Below are 20,415 nucleotides of genomic sequence, written 5' to 3' on the forward strand. Positions count from 1 at the left end.
ATGCTCACCACTCCCGGTAGGCGATGCCGTTGAGCCCCTTGCCCCGGGCCTTGGAGTAAACGTCAAAGACGTCTTCACCCTCCCGCGGGTTTTGAGCCGTGCTGTCGTAAGAGCGCAGCCCCCAGCCACCTTCGTCGTCACGCTTGACCGCTGTCAGCGGGTCATGGGGCACGCGGCGCAAGAAGTAGAACTTGGCACCCTTGGCGCTGCGCACATCGCGCACGCCTTCGACCAGCACTTGAAGATTGGGTGGATAGCCGCTGCTGTTCAGCGACTTCTCGATGTAGCCGGCGTCAAAGGCGCGCTTGTAGGCGTCAATGGCGTCGCGAATCTGGTACAGCGCGGTGCGCAAATCCTGCTCTTTGCCCCGGCGCACCACGGTCTCGGTCAGCGGCGCGGCCATACCGGCCAGCAGGCCGATCAGGGCCAGCGTCACGACGACTTCGATCAAGGTAAAACCGCGTTGCGAGGCGTTCATGATCAAGGCTTCTCAACAGTGACTTGAGGAGTGGCGGAAGCCACCGGCCGGCCGACGGTCACTTCGGTGGTCACGCCAGGCACCGAGCGGTCGATGTGCTCGTTCTGAATTCGTGGCTCCATCCGCCGATCCGGCGCCTGGATGTGCATGCTGGTTTCGGTGCCGGTAGGGAATTCCATGTCCGACGGGCTCTGGTACGGCAGGTTGCGCACGATCCGTGGGGTGATCGACAGCACCAGCTCGGATTTGCCGACGGTGTCCTTGTTGCTGCCGAACAAGCGGCCAAGGCCCGGGATGTCGCCAAGACCGGGGATCTTGTTGCCCGTGGCGCCGTGGTCGTTACGCACCAGGCCGGCGAGGATCTGCGTTTCGCCGTCATGCAGACGCAGCGTGGTCTGAGCGTTGCGGGTATCAACCTGAACCGGAATGGTGCCTTGGCGGGTCGGTTCCAGCGGCGTGGCGTTACTGACTTCCAGAGCGATTTTGATCGCCACTTCGTTGTTCAAGTGCACGATCGGCTGCACTTCCAGCTTCAGACCGACGTCGAGGTAGGTGACGCTTTCGGTGATCACCGGCCCTTGGGTCGACGGCACCGAGGTCGCACTGATGATCGGCACGCGCTGACCAATGTGGATGCGCGCCTGCTCACGGTTGCTGACACGAATCACCGGGCTGGCCAGGGTGTTGATGTCGTTGTCCTGGGCGTTGATCTTGGCTTGCGGCGACGGCGAGATGGAGATCCGGCTGGAGTCGATGCCTTTGAGTTGATCGAGGATCGTCACCGGCGAACCGTCGGTGTTGATCACGCCGAAGGTGTTCGGCCATTGCAGGCCAAGGTCGAGAATCCGTTGACGGGCCACTTCCATCACTTCCACTTCCAGCACCACTTCCGGGTTGGACTGGTCTTGCGATTGCAGGAGCTTTTCGGCCATGCGCACAGCGTCTTCGGTGTCGCGCATGGTCAGGGTGTTGAGGCGCTCATCGACGAACACGTCACGGGTCTTGAGCATGGTCTTGATCATGTTCAGCGCGGTGTTGGAATCAATGCTGGTCAGGTAAAAGGTGCGCATCACCAACTCTTGATAGTCCTTGAGCTTTTGCGGCGAGTCCGGGTAGATCAGCAAGGTGTTTTCGTTTACCACTTTCTGGTGCAACTGGTTCTGTTGCAGCAGCAGTTCCACCGCGTCCTCGATGCGCACGTCACGCACGAAGATCGTGGCTTTCATGTCCGGGCGCAGGTCTTTGTCGAAGATGAAATTCAGACCGGCCACCTGGGACAGCACTTCGAAAATGGTTTTCAGGTTGGCGTCGCGAAATTCCAGGGTCACCGGGCGGTCCAGGCGGGTGCGCAGTTGTGGGTACGGGACCACGTTGCGGCTCTGCACCAGGCGGATGTTGCCTTGCAGTTCCAGAGCACCTTCATTCTTGGGGTCGAGTTCGAGGATCTGTTTGACCTGGCGTTCGGCGCCGTAGATGTCTCCGCGACGCAGGTCGCCACGGGCCAGTTCGAGTTTTTCATCCATGCTGCGCAGGTAGTCGAGCTGGCTCAGCGCCTCTTGGGCGCGACGGTTGTGTGGCTCGATGTTCAGTACTCGGCCATAGGCCATTCGTGCCGAGGGGAAATCACGCGTGGCGCGGGCCATGTCGCCCTGGCTCAATAAATTCGTGACCGCCAGCGCTCGTCCGCTGTTGAGGGCCAGGTGCAGTTCGGTGTCGCGAGGGTCTTCACGCAACCCTTCTTCGATACGGGCCAGGCCGGCCTCGTATTGCCCCGACTCGATCAGTTGGGACGCCTCCTGGTTGGCGAGCTGCGCCGAACTGCACGCGGCCAGCGCTGCAGCGATGCAGACACTCAACAGCAAACGGGATGTGTTCATTGCGCGCTCCCCACAGACAAGGTCTGGGATAAATGCAGAGGCAAGTAGACAAAACTGAGTTCCACATCGGAAATCCGCTCGATCCGCCAGGTTTCGTCGATCACATCCCCTTTGCGTACGACGTATATTTTTTCGCCGTTCTGCAAAAACACTTGCAGGTCGGAACGGTCATTGAGCTTGCCAATGAACTGGAAAGGCATCGGCGGTACGCTGGGGGCTTGTACCACCGGGGTTTGGTTGACGGGTTGTTCGATGACGCTGGCGAGGGTCGGCGCGACCTTCCAGCTGCGGGCGGTGAACAGGTCGCCGGACGGGCTGAGGTCCTTGATCACCACCGGTTTGCCGTTGGCCGTTACAGCCGGCAGCGTGCCGGTTTTGCTTTTGACCGGGGTGGTTGAGGCGGCGACAGACTCGTCGCCCTCATCGGTTTTCTGGAAATATTGAGGTCCCCAGGCCAGTCCCGCGGCCACACCGAAGAACGCCATCCAACCCAGTACGCGCTTGGTATTCATCATGACCTCGACAGGTAAAGGGTCATGCGGATCCGCCCGGTCAGGTCGGTGTCGGCGATCTTCTTGCGCTGCAACTCCACGTCTTCCAGCACCACCGCCGGCAACTGGCCGAGCAAGGCGTGCAGGAAGCGTCGCAATTGCGGATAGCTGCCGCGCACCGGCAGCAGAATCTGATAACGGGCCAGGTGCGTCTTGGGGTCGATGCCCAGCGAATATTCACCGCGCGACAGGGTGATGTGTTCCTGACTGGCCAGCGCGTAGATCTTGTCGATGGCCACGGTGGCCTGTGGCTGCGACGGCAGTTTGCTGCGGAAATCGTCGAGTTGACGCTGCGGCACCACCGGGGCGGCGACGCTGCCGTCTTCAACCTTGGCCAGGTACTCGCCGGCTTCACGGGTCTGCTGGCTCAGCTGTTGCAGCGCTTGCCAGTCCGGCATCAAGCCGCCCAGGCCATACACCAAAGCGACCAGCAGCAGCGCCATGCCCACCAGGCCAGGAACGCCCAGGCCTTGCAGGTATTCGTGGACGATCAATTTAGGGATTCGCATCGCCGATCTCCCAGCTGGCCGACAGGTTGAATTGCACCGGGTGTTCCGGCACGTTGGCGACGATTTCGTGGCTGAGCAGCGACACGTCGGACAGCTCGTCGCTGGCTTCCAGACGTTGATGGAATTCGAGCATGGCTTCCAGATCCCGCGCCTCGGCGCTGATGCGTACCTGACCTTTGCGCGCATCCGGGGTCAGGGTCAGCAAGGCAACGTTGTCGCGTGGCATGGCTTCGAGCATGGCGAACAGACGCTCCCAAGGCCGGCGCAGTTGTTGGGAGACTTTGCGCATTTCGGCCAGGTTCTGAGCCTGCTCACGGGTTTCGGCCGGGGTCAGGGAGACCTTGCTGCCGTTGTCGCCGGTGAGTGCACGCTGGGCATGTTGCAGATGGCCTTGTTGTTGCGAGGCCTCTTCGTCGAGGTGTTGCTGGACGAAGAAACACACCAGCGCCAACACCACACCACCGGCCAGCAAGCTCCAGCCCAATGGGCCGGAACGGCGACGCGGCTGGAAGTCGAGCATCAGCGGGCGCATGTCAGGCCACCGCCCGAGACATCACGTACAAACTGTCGCGTACGGCTGTCTGGTCTTCTTCAAGGGTGCGCAACTGCACGCCCGGCACGTCGGGATGCGAGTCGATGCGCGCCGGTGCGTGCAGGTAGACGCTGAGCGGCCGTTCGCTGGTGGAGGCCTGCAATTGGCTTTCACGGCCGATCAGTGCGGTCAGTGCGGCATCGCTGTCACTGCTGCCCACCGAACGCACCGCCGCCCACTTCCCTTCCCGTGCCAGCAGCAGCACGCTGCGCACCGGCTCGGCGACGACGAACAGAAAGTCGCCGCCCTCAAAGCTCTTGTCGAAGTGGTTGAACGCGGCCATCAGGTACGGCTGCACCGAACGCAGGCGCATGCCGCGACCGCTGACCAGACTGCGCAGGCGCGCCAGCAAGTCTTGCGGCAGTGCAGTGGCGATCCGGTCGTAACCCGCCGGCTCAGCCGACAGCACCATGCTCCAGGGCTGCGTTGGTACGCCATAAAGGTCTTCGAAGCACAGTTGGGCGAAGCCGAGCAGTTCGTCGGGGCTGCTGATTTCTTCGCTCCAGGGCACCAGGCAGAAACGGCTGAAGTGCCCGGAGATCACCACGCAAAGTTCCGCACCGGCCTGCGCGTGTTCGACAAGCAAACGGTCGAGGGTTTCGAGGGCGACGGCCCAGGCGTGGAAGCCTTCGTCGATGAAGCCGACGCTGCCCAGCCACAGGGTGTCGCTGCCGCGGCGTTGGCCGAGGCCGACACCGCTGGCGCCAAGCACGGCGATATACCGATCACGAGACAAAAGTGACACGATTGATCTCCTCGAGCGTGGTACGCCCCTGTTGCACCAGTTCCAGGGCCGACTCGCGCAACAGCCGCAAGCCACGTTTACAGGCGTGGGCCTTGATCTTCGAAATGGGTTGGCGCTCGACAATCATTTGCCGCAGCTCGTCGTCCAGGTGCAGCAGCTCGGCGATCGCACTGCGCCCGCGATACCCGGTGCCCCGGCAGTGGCCGCAGCCCTTGCCATGCACAAAGTGGTAGTGGCCGACGTCTTTTGGATCGAGGCCCGAGGCAAGCAATTCGTCGTCGGTGGGGGTGACCGGCGCGCTGCAACTGGCGCAGACCAGGCGGATCAGCCGCTGCGCCAACACCGCGTTGAGGGCCGACACCAGGCTGTAGGGGTCGATTTCCATTTGGGTGAAACGGCCGATCACGTCGAACACGTTGTTGGCGTGGATGGTGGTGAACACCAGGTGACCGGTGAGTGCCGATTGCACGGCGATTTGCGCGGTGTCCGGGTCGCGGATTTCACCGACCATGATCTTGTCCGGGTCATGGCGCAGGATCGAGCGCAAACCCCGGGCGAAGGTCAGGCCTTTCTTTTCATTGACCGGGATTTGCAGCACGCCCGGCAGTTGATATTCCACCGGGTCTTCGATGGTGATGATCTTGTCCACGCCGTGGTTGATCTCGGTGATCATCGCGTACAGCGTGGTGGTTTTGCCGCTGCCGGTCGGACCGGTCACCAGCACCATGCCGTAGGGTTCGGCGGCCAGGCGCCGCAGTTGGCGCAGGGTTTCCTCTTCAAAACCCAGGGCCTGCAATTGCACGCCACTGACTTTGTCGGCCAGGTCCTGTTTGTCGAGGACCCGCAGCACCGCGTCTTCGCCGAAAATGCTCGGCATGATCGACACCCGGAAGTCGATCTGCCGGCCGCTGATGCCGATCTTGAAGCGACCGTCCTGGGGCACGCGTTTTTCGCCGATGTCCAGTTCGGCCATGACTTTGACCCGAGAAATGACCTGCTCGGCGAACTCGCTGCCCTGGATTTTGCTGATGTTGTTGAGCACGCCATCGATCCGGTACTTGATCACCAGACCGCTGCCGGTGGTGCCCAGGTGGATGTCACTGGCGTGCATTTTCAAGGCATCGTAGAGGGTCGAGTTGACCAGTTTGACGACGACGCTGGCGTCTTCGCTGATGCTGGTCAGGGACAGGCTTTGCAGGTTGTCGACTTCAACGCCGGTGTCGGATTGGGCATTGAGCGATTCCACCGCGTGGAAGCTTTCTTCGTGACGCGCCAGGTAGGCTTTCAGGTCGTCGGCATGCACCAGGTACAGCGGCGCACCGTGCAGGCAGTCGTCGATCCAGGCCAGGCGCGAGGTATCGAAGGGGTCGGCAAACACGCCAATGACCGCGTCTTCGTGACGCAGCAGGATGAATTCGCGCTTGAGGCATTGGGCCAGGGTGACCCGGTCAAATACCGGGATGGCCTTGAACAGGCTGTCGGTGTCGAGCACCGGATAATGCAGGGTGGTGCCGAGGCACTGGATGAAGGGCATCGGAGCCAGTTCGCACAACACCCCGAGGGCTTCCAGTACCCGTTCGCCGGTACTGGTGGCTCGAGCCCGGGCCTGGGCCAGTTGCTCACTGGAAAAACGAGACGGTACGCAGTCCAGCAACGCCGGTTCGACGGCAAGGGATAGACGGTCCATGGCATGCTCTCCAACGCCCGGGGCTTTGAGCCCTGTCGGCGCGGCGAGTCATCGCGGCGGGTGCCGGAACGTCTGGTCGCGCCAATTACTCCCCGGTGAGCAGTTGTTCGTCGTCTGGCGCCATGGAGGCCGATGTACTTCGTCGGCGATCTGCAAGCACCCAACTCCCGTCGTACAACTGCAGCGGGAAACTCTCGGTCCTGCTCTGGCGTCGTTCGACGAATCCTTCGGAGGTGCTCACGCCCGTTTTGGGTTCGCGCTCCATCCCTAAAAGGTCACAGACTGCTCGGGCCAGTTCCGCCAATGGAAACGGTTTGAACAGGATATGGCTGACTCCCAGTTGCCGGGCCCGCTCACAGACTTCAGCGGTGGGGTGCCCGGTAATCAGCACAAAATGGCACTTCCTGTTCTGGCGGACAGCATCGAGCACCTCAAAGCCTTCCATATCGGGCAAGCGGTAATCGAACACCATCACATCGGGTGCAAATTTTTCGGCTTCGCCGATGGCCTTCGCACCGTCGTTCGCTACCAGGACATCCAGCCCTTGCGCCACCAGATAATCCCGGAGGTTTTGTGCAAGCAGCTGTTCGTCTTCAACAACCAGTATTTTGTTCAACAAGGTGGACTCCTTGAAACCGCAGGTCCGATATCCGTGCCTGGGAGTACGCGCCTTAATTAGGCTAACGCACACTTCATGCCAGACTGAGTGCCGCTTTTTGGTCGACACATCGCGTTGATTTCCATGACAAAACCTTTTCGCTCGCAAACCCCGTCCCCCAAAGACGGGGAAGCGCCCGGATTTGCACTGAAGCTTTCCCCACATTTGGGGGTGAAGCTTCAATCATCGTCAATCCGTTCGATTCGATTGTTTGATCGAAGCTGCGCCAGGACTTGCAGGCGTGCTTGAGCCTGTTGCTGTCGGGCAAGATAAGCCCTGACCATTTCAAGCCCCTGCGTTTCTGAGACATCGGTTGCCTCCAAGTGGTTCTGGAGATAAATCAAATGCCAGCCCAACGACGTGCGCACCGGTTCGCTGACGGCCCCCGGCGTCAGGGCGAAGGCCGCTGCTTCGAACTCGGGCAGCATGCGCCCACGAGGAAAATAGCCCAGATCCCCGCCTTCGCTGGCCGAGGCATCTTCGGAGCCGGCCTTGGCGACACTGGCAAAGTCCTCGCCCTGGCTGATTTTCGTGCGCATCTCTACTAAGCGTAGCCGCGCTGCTTCAACTGTGGCGGCATCGGCGCCTTGCGGCACTTTGACCAGGATGTGCCGGGCCTGGATTTCTTCGGGCCGGCTCATGTCGGCGCGGTGTTCTTCGTAAAACGCCCGGACCTGTTTTTCATCCGGTGATCCCCCTGCCTGGACGAGCTCGGCAAAGACTTGCTGGGCCGCCAGTTCACGGCGGGTGTATTCAGTGAAACTGGCTTCATCAAAACCGGCGTCCTGGAGCCGGCGGGCAAACACCTCGGGGCCGCCGATGGCTTGTCGGGTCTGGTCAACCTGGCGTTGCACGTCGGCATCGCTGATCACCACGCCGCGCTTGAGGGCTTCTTGCCACAACAGCTCCTTGTCGATCAAGGCGTCCAGCGCTTTCTGCCGCAGCTGCTTATAAGCCTTGGGGCTGCGAATGTTGCCCACCGCCCTGCCCTGATCCTCGAGGAATTCGGCGAAATAGCGCTCCAGGCGAAACTCGGAAATCTCCTCGCCATTGACCCGCGCGGCGGCCGGGCCGTTGTTGCACCACGCGACCGGGACCCACAGTGTCAGCAGCATCAGCGCAATGTTGAGTTTCATGATCGGCCTCCGGTCAGGGCATGGCAGCAATGGGTTTGTAGGGTGCAACCACAAAGAAGCGCTGGTCGGGCAAGTCCACCGTAACGACGTGGGCACCGCTCAAGCCCAGACGGCGGCCAGGGCCAAAGTTGATCAACGGGGTCAACCCGGTCTCGAAATCATGCAAGCCCTCCAGGGCACTGATGAGCTTCTCGCGGCTGGCGTCGCGTCCGGCCTGCTTCATGCCTTCGCTCAGCAGCAGCATTGAGCTGTAGGCACCCACTTGCAGCACCGCGTGCTGACCGCCCAGTCCCTGATTTTCGCGCAATTGCGTCAGCGCCAGGCGCCCGGCCAGCGTCCAGTCGCTGGGCACGAACGGGTAGGCCAAAAACAATCGTCGGGAAAACCCGCTGGGCATTTGCAACACGTCACCGGCCACCTGATTCGAGGCCGCGAACAGGTAAGGCACCTGCCCCGCTTTTTGCAAACGCTCGGCCAGACGACTGAAGCCTCTGCCACTGCCCAGGTAAAACACTGAGCGCGAGCCCAGCGGGAGTTCGTCTTGTGCCTCGTCGTAGGCTTGCAACCGCACTTCTTGCCAGCCGTGATCCTGCAAGTATTGGCCGAGGTCCTGCGCCGCCTGCCGCTGGCTCGGTTCGTCCGGAAAGGTAATCAGCGTCGGCCCCTTGAGCACACGCAAATTGGCGGTACCGTAGTCGGCCAGGGCGATCAACTGTTCGCGCAGCCCCGGCAACGGTTCAAAGATTTGCCGACTGGCCTGCGCCATGCCTTGTAACGAGAGCGGCCCGATCAACGGAATCCCGGCCTGTTCCAGGCGCGCCGCCAGGTCCACATCCAGCGCCGGCGCCAGCGGTGAGATCAGGGCGAACACTTGTTCCTGTTCGATCAGTTGCTCCAGTGCCCGCTCGGCACTGGCGCGGTCCGGGCCAGGGTCGAGGATGGTCAAATTCACTTGTCGACCATGAATGCCGCCCGCCTGATTTATGCGTTCCACGCTGCCCTTGAGCACCGCCGCCACCGTGGCGCCCTCATCGGCCAGCGGCCCCTGACTGGGCAACAAGGTGCCCAGGTGCAGACTGTCGGCGGTCAAACCGGGGTCGCGGTCATCGGCCACACGCTTGAGGTAGGCCGTGAGGTTGCGCTGGTCCTTCATCGACAGCACGAACCGCGGCATCGCCGGATCGAGTCGGTTGTTGGCCGAATCGCGACCTTCGGCAATGGCTCGGGCCAACGCGCCCTCGGTGTAGGCCGGATAGTCACGGCCGTTGACTTGCTCCTGGCCATAACGGCTGGAGAGCCGCGACCAACTGATGTCCGGCGGGCGCACCCCGCCTTCCGGGCGCCCCTGACCGTCGGCGCCATGGCAGTTGGCGCACGGCAAGCTGCTGGCCGGCAAGATCATGTCGGCCGCGCCAACCCGGGCCATGACCGGCTCACCGCTCTCGGACAGCCCCTCGCGGTACAGGCGTTTGCCCGCACTTTCGCTGGGGGTGAGCGCTGACGCGTGGGCGGTGCAATGCATGCCGCCGAGCAGTAGCAGGCCGAGGACCAGGGACGTTTTCATGGCGCGCTCAACGACCGGCCACGGGCATGGTCAGCAACTGCAAGCGCTGAGCAATGGCGGCGGCCGGGGCATCGGGACGGATTTTGCTCCAGCGCTTGTTCGCCACGTCACCGACGATCAACTGCGTGGAATGCTGTTCGGGGGTCGGCACGATCTGGCCGATACGACTCAGGACAAGGTCCATTTGTGCCTTGTCACCGGTAAGAAAAAACCAGTGGGGTCCATCGACGCCCTGTTTCAAGGTGTAAGCCTTGAGTACCGCCGGCGTGTCGCGCAGCGGATCACTGGTAAGGGAGATAAAGGTGATGCCATCGGCCTTGTCGCCCAGTAACTCACGTACTTCCTTGAGCTTGCGGGTGATCAGCGGACAGGCATCGTTGCAGCGGGTGAAAATCACGTTCAGCAGCACCACGCGGTTTTGCAGCGCGTCACTGTAGAAGCGCAGGGTTTCGCCGTTCTGATCCTGCAACGGCGTGTCGGTGAACCAGGTTTTCGCATCGTGCGTGCCGGTCGCCGGTTGCGCGCCGGCCACCGCCGGCGCGGGTTCTTGGTGCCCTTCGTGGGCAAACGCCATCAAGCTGACAATGCAAAAGCACATCGTGAAGAGGATCAGGGCGAGCGCTCTCATGGCTGTTGCTCCATCGCAATGGCGGTGTGTTTGGCGTGGGCATTGCGCTGGCCGCTGATCTTCTCGACTTCACGGGTCAGGACGGCCGGGTCGGTGAAGCCGTAGTAGCGCGTCCAGTGACGGCTGTTGCCATCGCCGACGAGGATCAATGGCTGATGGTTCTTGAAGTCGCCACTGAACGAGCCCAGGCCCTTGAGGGTTTCAGTGATCGACTGCGAACTGCCGGTGAGCCAGCTCCAGCCCGGACCGTTCTGGAAATTGCGGGCGTAGTCGTTCAGGCGTTTGGCATCGTCGCGCTGCGGGTCGACGCTGATCGACACCAGTTGCACCTCGCCACCGACCCGAGCACCGAGTTGTTTTTGCACCTTGCCCATGATCGAGGACACCACCGGGCAGACCGTGGTGCAACTGGTGTAGATGAAGCTCATGACCACGATTTTGTTGCTGATCAGGTCCTTTTCCAGGCGCACTGATTTGCCGTTCTGGTCCACGAGTGCCACGTCGGCGAACTTGACCTGTGCGCTTTCGGACGTGGCGGGTTTGGCTGGCATGTCGTGCCCGGCGTGCTCGTCCGCCGAATGCGCCAGGGCCTGACCGATACCGGCCGCCAACAGGCAGAACGTCAGCCATCCACGGTGTGCGATGCGGTTCATGTCGGTGTCCTCTTCAGTTCGCAGTGCCGGGCAGAACCCGGACGCTGGCAAAGGTCTTGTCGTCGAAATTCGCACCCAGCGACGCCGCACGAACGTGCAAGTACCACGCGCCGTTCTGGTCCAGGGTCACCGGGGCTTCATAGATACCGTTGCCCACGTCGAGGGCCGCGACTTCTTGCACCCGTGACGTCGGCGCACGGAAGTAGCGCACCTGAACATCCTTGACCCCGCTGCGCCGGGTCTGCTGCTGGCCCTGGACGATGCGAAAGCGCACCACATAAGGACTGCCGAGGGTGGCCGTGGACTTGTCGAGCATGAATTCCACTTGGGGCACGCCGGGGTGTTGCGCGATTGATGGGTCCGGCTCAACCAGCGCAGTGAAGCAATGAATGATGTTCGGTTGATTGAGCAGGAACGCCACGTCGAAACGCCCGGCCGACGGCAACTTGATCCGCGCGCTGTACAGCCCCGGTTCGACCTCGCGCAAACTGCGGTCGATGACCATCGCCGCCCGCGCCACTTGCCCGCGATTGGGGTACCCGGACATCGGCGCGTTCATGCCTTCGGCGTAGAAGTAAGTGGTGTTGTCCACCGGGTTGACCACGAACACCGCGTTGTCGTCCCGCGACACCGCCAGGCTCGACGCCAGCGGCAGATCACCGGCCAGCCGTGGTGCTTGCGGCCCCGCTTCGAAACCCTGGCTGATCGGCGTACGGCCCTGGCCCAGTGACGACAGGTTGATCATCGTGACCTTGGCCGACGCCAGACCGCGGACATAGGCATAGGCCTTGGTGAACACCACTTGATAGGGCTCGGCCGACACGTCCAGTTCATGGATCAGCGAATCGGTGGCGGCGTCGATCACCGAGGCCTGGTTCTCCAGGGTGTTGAGCACAATGCCGAAGCGACCGTCAGCGCTGAAGCCCATCGGCCCCAAGCCCTGCTTCGCCTTGATCACCCGGCGCACCGCCAGGCTGGCGCTGTCGACCACGGTCACGGTGCCGTCCTGGCCATCGGCGACGTACACCGCCTGGGACAGCGGCGAGTACGCCACTGACAGTGGGTGCGAGCCGGTCTTGAGTTGCTTGCTGACGGACAGGCTGGCGATGTCGATGATGGTCAAGGTGCCGTCGTCACGGTTGGTGACGAAGGCAAAGCGGCTGTCCTTGCTGAAGGCGATTTCGTGATGCCCGGCCCCGGTGGCCAGGTGTTTGAGGGGCTTGAGGCTGCGGGTGTCGATGACCGTGACGCCGGACTCGTCGGCGGTTGACGCGTTGTTGCCGACCCACAACAGACGCTCATCCGGTTGCAGGGCCACGCGCACCGGGTTGCTGCCGGCGCTCACCGACGCCAGCAATTTGAATTGTTCGCTGTCGATCACCGCCACTTCCCCCGCCGCTGGCATCGACAAAAACACCCGTTTGTTGTCCTTCGGGGTGACCCAATCCATCGGCGGTTGTTTTAGATCGATCCGGGCCATGGTGCTGGTGATGCCGCCCACCGACACTGACGGATCGACCACTGAAACACTGGCATCGCGGTTCATCACCAGCAGGAAGTAGCTGTTCAGATCCAGCAGCGGCCGCGCGCCAATGCTCGATTTGAGGAACACCCCGACCCGGGATTTGCAGCTTTGCTCGCGGCCCTGGGCCTGGTCGGCGGCAACGGTTTCGGGGTCGAGCCAGGCGCCAGGGTTGACGCCAGACAATGGCTGGCCCGAAGTGCTGTCCTTGACCCGGAACTGCACGTCGGCAAACTCGCCTTCGCGCAGTACACCGTCCGTGGCCAAAGGCTTGACCTCAAGCGCCACCGACACCCCGTCACGGGAGAGACTCTGGCCGCTCCAGGTGTTGGGCAAGGCGACTTCGCTGAGCATGCTCGGCGGCACGGTGCGCCACACGCCAAGGCTAATCAGCGCGACGCCTAAAACCAGAGCACCACTGGCGATTCTGATGGTCCTGTTCATCCCTCTCTCCCCTTCAGATCAATTACTGCCCCACCGAGCCCCTGTGGGAGCGAGCTTGCTCCCACAGGGTTGATGTCGTTCCCATCCCCTCGGTCTACGGCGCCGGTGCCGGTTCAGGTTCGTTGGTCACCCGCAGTAACCCCCACAGCCCGGCGGTATTGCCGTAGCCGGCGTAGTCACGGAACAGGTAGTCGCCCGGTATCGCATTGCTGCCCCCGGCGCTCGGGTGCATGAAGCTGAAGTGCGCGGCCGGCAAGATGCTTTCGTGGGCGCCGATGTACATCGACATCGGGTTGTAGCCGAACCGCACCGAACCCACGCCCGGCGTCATCATCGGGTAACCGCCGGTGTCGCTCTTCTCCGACTGGAACGGGTTGACCGACCAGACGTGACCGTCCAGCTGGAACGTCGAACCACGGCTGCCACCGGTAGGCATCAGGATGTGGGTGCGGAACGGTTGCCCCGGTTTGGCATACAGCACCGGTGTCTGTGGATCGCCCCCCACCAGCGCGTTGCTGTAGGCCATGTGCGCGTTGGGCACGTCGCCGTAACCGTTGCCATCGGCGTGACCGAACGGCGCGTCCGGCGGCAGGCCGAAGCGGTACCACATCGGTTCGGTTTTATAGTTGATGGCCATGCTCGAGTTGTCCTGCGGATCGGTCGGCACACCCGCTTCCGAGGCAATGCCTTCCACCGGCCGGCCATTGGCCCAGCGCATGTTGAGCGCCTTCTGCCAGACCATCGCAAAGTCGCGGTAGGTGGTTTGCCCTGGCGCGGTGACTGTCGCATTGACCTTGCGCGCGTCCTCAACCCAGGTGGCACCGATCGGCAGGATGCTCATCGCGCCACCGAGGCCTTTTTGTGGCTGCTTGATCACGTCCGCCGGGGTGAAATTCAGCCCGCCGAACTCCACCGCCGTGGCGTTGATGTTGTCGACGCTGCGGCCCAGTTGGGTAATCGGCTTGCCTTCACGCTCCAGGTGTCCGGCGTAGTACTGATAAGTACGCGTCGGGTATGCACCGCTGTTGCCAACACGTGGCGGTACGGTCTGGATCGGGTTGGTGCCGACGTTGGTGCCGTCGGATTTGGTGATGTCGTACGCCAGCAGTTGAGCGTGCAAGCCCACCGTGCTGGACGGCCGCATCAGGTTGTTGCTGAAGGTGGTCGAACCTTCGCCACCGTTGCGGTCACGCTTGACCATGCCCATCACCGAAGCGGTCTGGGCCAGGTCCGGCATCACGCTCGGCAAACGGTTTTCCAGGGTGATGTTGATGCAGTCACCGGCCGCCGCGCGCAGCACCAGCGGTTCGACAGGCACACCGGGTTTCAGCTTGCCAGTGACCGGGTCGAGGTCGGATTTGCGCACGTACAGAATCGCGGTCGGGTCATGCAGCGGGCCGCTTTGCCCGCCGATGGTGAAGGTCGTCCCATCCTGGGGATCGTTTACCGTGACCTGTGGAATGCTCACCGCGCGGGAGTTGTACACCAGCGTACCGCCCGCCGGATTCAACGGGCCGCCGACATGCTGGCCGAGGCCCGCCGGGTCCGCCATGGACAGGTTAAGCGGATTGCCGAGGATGTCGTTGGCCAGCGCCGCGACCACTTCATAGTTGCGTTGCACGGTCGGCCGGGTGCCGATGCCGTTCGGGTTGGCGCCATACCGTGGGCAGGCGCCATCGAAGGCCACGGTGTTGCGCATGCCCGCCGGTTTCGGGTTGTTCGGCAGCGCGAACAGGTCGTTGCGTTGCGCGGTGTAGTTGCGCATCACCCCCCAGATTCCGCTCCAGTAACCTTCCAGGGATGCGTCCATCGAGTACAGGTAATCCCCGGTGATCGCCGCTGAACTGGACAACATCGAGACCGGCGCGATGAAGCCCATCTGCTCGGAGATCCCGATCATTTGCGACGAGCGCCAGCCGGAGTTGGAGCTGTTGCCGAAACCGGAACCGCTTTGCAGCCACTTCACGCCGTGCAGGGTCACGTTGTGCTCCTCTTCATGACCGCCGGCATGCACCCGCAGCCGCACGTTGTCACCGGTGTAGGTGCGCAGCATCGGCGTGAACGGGTCCCCCGGTTCCGCGCCGCCCTTGTTGATGTGTGGCGGGAACAGCGTGGTGCCGCCGGTGGGCCCGGTGGCGGCAGTGACCAGGTTGGGCGCCAGGTTCATCGCCGGGATCGCCCGGTCAGTGCGGCTTTGCATGGCGTACGCCAGGTCGCCACCGAGGCCGTCGGCCTGCATGCCGCGCTTGCCGTCCGGGCCGACCTTGTTCGGGTCATACACCCGCAGGGCCAGCGGTTCGTTGCGGTAATTGACCACGAACATGCCAGGGTCATCCACCGAGATGGCTTGCGGGCAAGGCCGGCTCGGGCAGCCCGGCGACAGCCCGCCGCGGGCTTCAACCACCTGTTCAAGCAGGGTCGCGGCTTCCTTGCGCACCGGCGGGTTGATCGCATAACGGAAGCTGTCGGCGGTGGCCGGGAAGGATTGCGCATCCGGCACGCCATTCGGCCCGGCGCCCACGTACACACCGGCTTCATAGGCGTGCTGGAAGTCGCTGTATTCGAGGAAGAACTCACGGAAGCTGTCGTTCTTGCCGTCGCCGTCCAGGTCACCGGTAGAAATCACGGCCTGCCACGAGGTCGGCCCGCCGTCCTGCCGCGCGCCGCTGTACAACGGCTCGCCGGTTTCGGCGTGGAACCAGGTGGAACCGGCCGGCTCTGCCAGCACGGTGGCGTACAGGCCGATCTGTTGGTGCGTCGATGGGCCCAGGTGGTCGTGGGTGAAAATGGTCCCCAGGCCACGGTCGACGCCTTTGCTGTTGACCACCGGATCGACGAACCAGCGCTGCATCGCTGTGCGCGCGCCCACCCAATCGGCCCGGCCATATTGACCAAAGAACGGATGCTGCTTGGCTACCGGGCAAGTCGGTGTGCCGTCACGCGGGTCGGTGCCTTCGCATTGGTTGAACAGACGAATTGCGTGGATGCGCTCTTGCACGGCACCCGGGGAAAGCACGCCGTCTTCATAGTTCCAGCCGTTGGCCGAGCCGTCGGCGGCGGTCAGGTCCCATTTCGGCAGGTGGATGTGCTGACCGATCACGTCGGTCGGCGTGCGCACCTGATAGTCATCCATCTCGTAGATGGCCGGCACCAGGTTGGTTTGCTGGTACTGCACGCAGTCGAAGGTGTTCATGCGCATCACCAGCGGTTCTGGCGGACGCTGTTTGGTGATCACCGGCCAGGCGTCTTCCCACAGCGCCAGGATGCGCGCTTGCGGGAAGTGGTAGCCGACCTTGTTGTACACCGCGTCGAACTGGATGTTCGCAGCCTTATAGATGCGCGGACGGTCGGCGGTGAAGGTCGAGGAACCGGTAAACGACAACCCGTCGACCCGTTCGCCGCTGTTGAACTCGCCGGTGCCGGCGCTGGCGGTCAGGCGTTTTTGCCGATCATCCATGCACGGTTCGTAATACGGCGCACCCGCCATCGGCAACGCGCCGTTGGTGCGGAAGTTGCGCGCCACCACTTGATTGCCCGGCAGCACGGCGAAGCTCGGGTGGTCCTTTTGGGCGTGGAACGCCATGGCCGCCTGTTCCACTTCAGTGCCCTCTTCGGGCATATAAATCGGTTTGGCGCGGGTCACTTCCTTGGAGAAATCCAGCGACGTGGTGACGGTGTGCGCCTGACCACCCGATGAGAACCCGTCCAGTGAATGCCGCCCCAGACCGCCATCCCAGCCACCGGACTGCGCCGGATCGAGGTTGGCCCACAAGGCATTGCCACTGGTTTTCAGGGATTGCGCCTTGGCGGCGTCGAGCATGTCCAGCGGCGGAGTTGGTGGACGTTGGCCGACCGAGCTTTCCATGCCACCGATCCAGAACGGATAGCCCGGGTTTTTCAGGCTGCCGTCAGCGTTGCGGTTGGCTTCACTGCGATCCACCAGGGCCAGGGAACCGATGGCTTGGGCACCACCGCTACCGCCGTGATGTTCGCCGTCGTCATCGCCCTCCTCGTCGTCATCGTCATGACCGGCCACCAGGGTTTCGCTGATCTTCGGGACGACCGCGACTTTGCCCGGCATCGGCGCCATGGCTTTGCCCGGCAGCGGCACGACCGCAGGAATCGGCGTGCCGGCAATGATCTCGCCATCCGGCAAGGCCCGTGCGCCCGCCGCCGGTTTACCGCTGCGCAACGCGTAAGGTTCGCTGTGATAACCGTCGTTGCCCTGTTGGGAGACTTCGAGTCTGGTGCCTTCCTCGAACACATCGTGTACCCGCCACATGCTCCACATGCCTTGGGCAAAGTGCGGATAGAAGTGGCAGTGATAGATCGCATCGCCGGCCACGCGGTTGCGGTTGCCCGAACCCCCATTGGCGATTTCATAGGTGTAGCCGGCGCCCGGACCAATGCCCTGGGCATCGACGTAGTCGGAGTTATCGTCGTTGGGGTTGAACAGCCATTGGTGCCCGTGCAAGTGGAAGATGTGTTGCTCGTGGCCGTTGTGGGTGTTGCGGAATTTGACGAAGTCACCGATGTAGCTGTGGTTGACGTTGGCCGGCTCGGACGGATACAGCGCCATGGTCGCCTTGACCCCGACCTGATCGGCGCGTGGCGTTTCGCCCGGACGAATGTTTTCCAGGCCGGCGTTGGCCGGTACATCCACCAGCATTGCCACGTCCCCCACGGTGTGGGAACTGAGGAAAAATTCTTCATAGGCGCAGGACAGGCAATCGTGCATCGGCCCGACACCCAGTCGGTTGGCCACCACCTCGGCGCCCATGCCGCCGGAACCGTAGTTGATCATGAACGCGTCGCGGGTCGGCTCCAGCACGTGGGCCATCACCGGGTCAGCCCAATACGCCGGGAACGCCTGAGTCGCAGCCACTTCATCCTGGAACTGCGAGGCGAAATCGCGGAACGGCTCCAGCCGGTTAGGCAGCGCCGGGTTGCGTTTGCCGATAGCTTCCAGCGGATAAGTCGCGGGCGGGAAGCTGCCATCAGCGTTACTGCCCATCACGATCGCGTCGCTCTCGCTGGAAATGATTTCACTGCCATCGACCATGCTGATGATCGGGGTGCCGGCCTTGCCTTCACGGATCCACGGTTCGCGCTGCGGGTAGCGCGCCTGGTAATCGACAATCGGCTGACCGGCCGGGGTGCGGCCGGTGCTGGCCAGGCGCATCTCTTCTTCGGTCACGGTGTTGCGATAGGTACGGCCACCTTTGGGCACCACCACCACTTCACCGAACAGGCCGTTGGCAACGTTGCCCGCATCACCTTCACCCCCAAATGTGGCGCCACGGCTGCTGGCGGCAAACGCGCCCTCACGCTCGGCGTACAGGGTGTAGGACCGCGTGGCACCGGGCGGAATCAGCGTGTTGGCATTGCGCCCGGTGAAGGACGCGATGTCGTCAATGCTGTTGACCGCTTGCAGGCCGTTGACCTGGAAGCCGACATGGCGGTCAGTGACTTGCTCATCGACCTTGAACTGATCGGCATTACCGGTTGCCCCCCCTTCTGCGCCCTCGACGTCGGTCTCTTCGTGCTTGCCGGGGTTGGCCTGATACGCCAGCAAATTCTGCAGATTGATCGTCAGGCAATCACCCGCCGCTACACGCAGCACCAGTGGACGCGGACGCTTGTCGGGCCGCAACGAAACTTTGCCCGGCACCGCTGCGCCCCCTTGGGCGAGGGGCATGTTGTGGTCGTCGACCACGTCGCGGCGCAGGGCGAACATCATGCCGTTGGCGTTCTGTGCGCCGAGGCGGTTGAACATCAGCGGCTGATCCAGCGCCACGACGTTCGCCACCAGATTGCGTTCGCAACGGGCGGCCGCCTCGGCCATCTCGATGCCAAACAAGGGCGCGAAAAACAACAGCAGATTAATCAGGTAATGAGCGTGGGGTATGCCGGACATGATCACGGACCTCGCATTGGGTGCTCACAAGGAACAATTCTCGACAAGTGCGCTGGAGCAATCGCCATGCCAAAAATAATTGTGTTGTTTTTCAGTCAGTTAAGTTGACGACTTAATAACTCGGGGGATATTCCCCACTAATTCCCCACTTTTCTGCCGGGGCCATCATTCCCCACTATTGGGGCAAGCCGGCACGGGGTTTCGACTACAACGGCGCGTCCACGGCCAGGCCCTGCAAACGCCGGTATTGGCGCAGGACATCCGGCACGTAGCGCTGGGTTTCGGCGAACGGCGGGATCGCCCCGCCACGGCTGAGCACCGCTTGCGGGCCGGCGTTGTAGGCCGCTACCGCGAGGGCAATGTCGTTGTCGAACAGGGTCAGCAGACGCTTGAGGTATTTGGCGCCGCCCTGGATGTTGGCCTTCGGATCGTAGACATCCTTGACCCCCATCTCCCGCGCGGTGTCGGGCATCAACTGCATCAATCCGCCAGCGCCTTTGGCGGACGTTGCGTCGGCGTTGTAGCGGGACTCGGCGCGAATGACCGCGTGTAACAGCGCCTCCGGAACTTCATTGGCCTTGGCAGCCGCCGAGACCAGCTCGGCGTAGGGTTGCGCGGCGATCATCTGCGGTTGCTGGTCGAGGCTGACGACCGCTGCGGTGGGCTCGTGAATAACCCGTTCATAGGTGCGGCCGGGGCGGTGAACGTTGGACAAAACGTAGCTGCCCTTGGCGTCCACGGAAACGAAGACATCGGCCTGTGCGACGCTGGTCAATAGCAGGCATCCGAGCAATCCAGTGGTGAGTGTTTTCATTGTTCTACCTCCCCTGGCCGGCCCCGAAAATTGGGGGTAATGCCCCACTGGCCGATCGTTAATCAGCCATACGCAAGCACTGTGCCGTAAGCGTGAAAGGCCGTAGCACGGGAGGTTCAGAAGGTTGCCAGGGGCTTTGCATGGCAATTGCATAAGCCTTTATCGCGACCCTTCTGCCGACTGTGTGAGGTCATCATGAATCTACGTCTGTGCTGTGCCCCGCGTACGCAACGCGGGTTCACCCTGCTCGAACTGCTGGTGGTGCTGGTGGTGCTGGGGCTGTTGGCCGGCATCGTCGCGCCGAAGTATTTCGCCCAACTGGGCCGTTCCGAAGTCAAGGTCGCCAAGGCGCAAATCGAAGGCCTGGGCAAGGCGCTGGATTTGTATCGCCTGGAGGTCGGGCACTACCCGTCGACCGAGCAGGGCTTGCAGGCGCTGGTCACTGCGCCGAGCGATGAAACCCGCTGGACCGGACCTTACTTGCAGAAAAAATTGCCGCAGGACCCGTGGGGCCGTAACTACACCTACCGCTATCCCGGCGAAAACGGCGAGTACGATCTGCTGTCCATGGGCAAGGACGGGCAGCCCGGTGGTGAAGGCGAAAACGCCGAAGTCACCAGTTGGCAATGACGGGGGAAGA

At 62.6% G+C, this 20,415-nt stretch carries 16 protein-coding genes; 1 reads left to right on the plus strand and 15 read right to left on the minus strand.

Features of this window, described 5'->3' with window-relative positions:
- Positions 1-4: 4 nt before the first annotated feature.
- The 15 genes from H8F22_RS02085 to H8F22_RS02155 form a co-directional block, all read right to left on the minus strand.
- Positions 5-478 carry a type II secretion system protein gene (locus H8F22_RS02085; protein ID WP_027921387.1) on the minus strand — a complete coding sequence of 158 codons (474 nt, stop codon included), beginning with the start codon at positions 476-478 and terminating at the stop codon, positions 5-7.
- Between the two features lie 2 nt (positions 479-480).
- Positions 481-2,355 (minus strand): secretin N-terminal domain-containing protein, encoded by a 1,875-nt coding sequence (locus H8F22_RS02090; RefSeq protein WP_027921388.1) that lies wholly within the window; start codon positions 2,353-2,355, stop codon positions 481-483.
- A complete protein-coding gene (locus H8F22_RS02095; RefSeq protein WP_027921389.1) occupies positions 2,352-2,867 on the minus strand; it encodes a hypothetical protein in 516 nt (171 codons plus the stop codon). The genes H8F22_RS02090 and H8F22_RS02095 overlap by 4 nt, the downstream gene beginning before the upstream one ends.
- Positions 2,867-3,415, minus strand: coding sequence for a type IV pilus inner membrane component PilO (locus H8F22_RS02100; protein ID WP_027921390.1), 549 nt, complete (start codon positions 3,413-3,415; stop codon positions 2,867-2,869). Before H8F22_RS02100 ends, H8F22_RS02095 begins: the two co-directional genes overlap by 1 nt.
- On the minus strand, positions 3,402-3,947 hold the full coding sequence (locus H8F22_RS02105) for a PilN domain-containing protein (RefSeq protein WP_027921391.1): 546 nt from the start codon (positions 3,945-3,947) through the stop codon (positions 3,402-3,404). Before H8F22_RS02105 ends, H8F22_RS02100 begins: the two co-directional genes overlap by 14 nt.
- 1 nt (position 3,948) lies before the next feature.
- Positions 3,949-4,752 (minus strand): hypothetical protein, encoded by an 804-nt coding sequence (locus H8F22_RS02110; RefSeq protein WP_194939711.1) that lies wholly within the window; start codon positions 4,750-4,752, stop codon positions 3,949-3,951.
- Positions 4,733-6,439, minus strand: coding sequence for a GspE/PulE family protein (locus tag H8F22_RS02115; RefSeq protein WP_027921393.1), 1,707 nt, complete (start codon positions 6,437-6,439; stop codon positions 4,733-4,735). Before H8F22_RS02115 ends, H8F22_RS02110 begins: the two co-directional genes overlap by 20 nt.
- Positions 6,440-6,524: 85 nt before the next feature.
- The gene (locus H8F22_RS02120) at positions 6,525-7,058 is read right to left on the minus strand and encodes a response regulator (protein WP_059181129.1); all 534 of its coding nucleotides are present in this window, start codon (positions 7,056-7,058) and stop codon (positions 6,525-6,527) included.
- Positions 7,059-7,276: 218 nt separating this feature from the next.
- The gene (locus tag H8F22_RS02125) at positions 7,277-8,233 is read right to left on the minus strand and encodes a peptidylprolyl isomerase (RefSeq protein WP_194939712.1); all 957 of its coding nucleotides are present in this window, start codon (positions 8,231-8,233) and stop codon (positions 7,277-7,279) included.
- 13 nt (positions 8,234-8,246) lie between these two features.
- Positions 8,247-9,797 (minus strand): cytochrome c/ABC transporter substrate-binding protein, encoded by a 1,551-nt coding sequence (locus H8F22_RS02130; RefSeq protein WP_027921396.1) that lies wholly within the window; start codon positions 9,795-9,797, stop codon positions 8,247-8,249.
- A gap of 7 nt (positions 9,798-9,804) precedes the next feature.
- Complete coding sequence (locus H8F22_RS02135) at positions 9,805-10,425, minus strand: SCO family protein (RefSeq protein ID WP_027921397.1); 621 nt, start codon at positions 10,423-10,425, stop codon at positions 9,805-9,807.
- Entirely contained in the window at positions 10,422-11,078 is a 657-nt protein-coding gene (locus H8F22_RS02140; protein ID WP_027921398.1) for an SCO family protein, read from the minus strand. The genes H8F22_RS02135 and H8F22_RS02140 overlap by 4 nt, the downstream gene beginning before the upstream one ends.
- A 13-nt stretch (positions 11,079-11,091) precedes the next feature.
- Positions 11,092-13,044 (minus strand): YncE family protein, encoded by a 1,953-nt coding sequence (locus tag H8F22_RS02145; RefSeq protein WP_194939713.1) that lies wholly within the window; start codon positions 13,042-13,044, stop codon positions 11,092-11,094.
- Positions 13,045-13,138: 94 nt separating this feature from the next.
- Entirely contained in the window at positions 13,139-18,961 is a 5,823-nt protein-coding gene (mnxG, locus tag H8F22_RS02150) for a manganese-oxidizing multicopper oxidase MnxG (protein ID WP_194939714.1), read from the minus strand.
- Between the two features lie 205 nt (positions 18,962-19,166).
- On the minus strand, positions 19,167-19,775 hold the full coding sequence (locus tag H8F22_RS02155) for a lytic transglycosylase domain-containing protein (protein ID WP_027921401.1): 609 nt from the start codon (positions 19,773-19,775) through the stop codon (positions 19,167-19,169).
- A gap of 195 nt (positions 19,776-19,970) precedes the next feature.
- On the opposite strand from H8F22_RS02155, the gene gspG reads away from it, so the two are divergent.
- A complete protein-coding gene (gspG, locus tag H8F22_RS02160) occupies positions 19,971-20,405 on the plus strand; it encodes a type II secretion system major pseudopilin GspG (RefSeq protein ID WP_194939715.1) in 435 nt (144 codons plus the stop codon).
- Positions 20,406-20,415 lie beyond the last annotated feature (10 nt).

Origin of the sequence: Pseudomonas mucoides, from assembly GCF_015461845.1 — a bacterium.
GTDB lineage: Bacteria > Pseudomonadota > Gammaproteobacteria > Pseudomonadales > Pseudomonadaceae > Aquipseudomonas > Aquipseudomonas mucoides.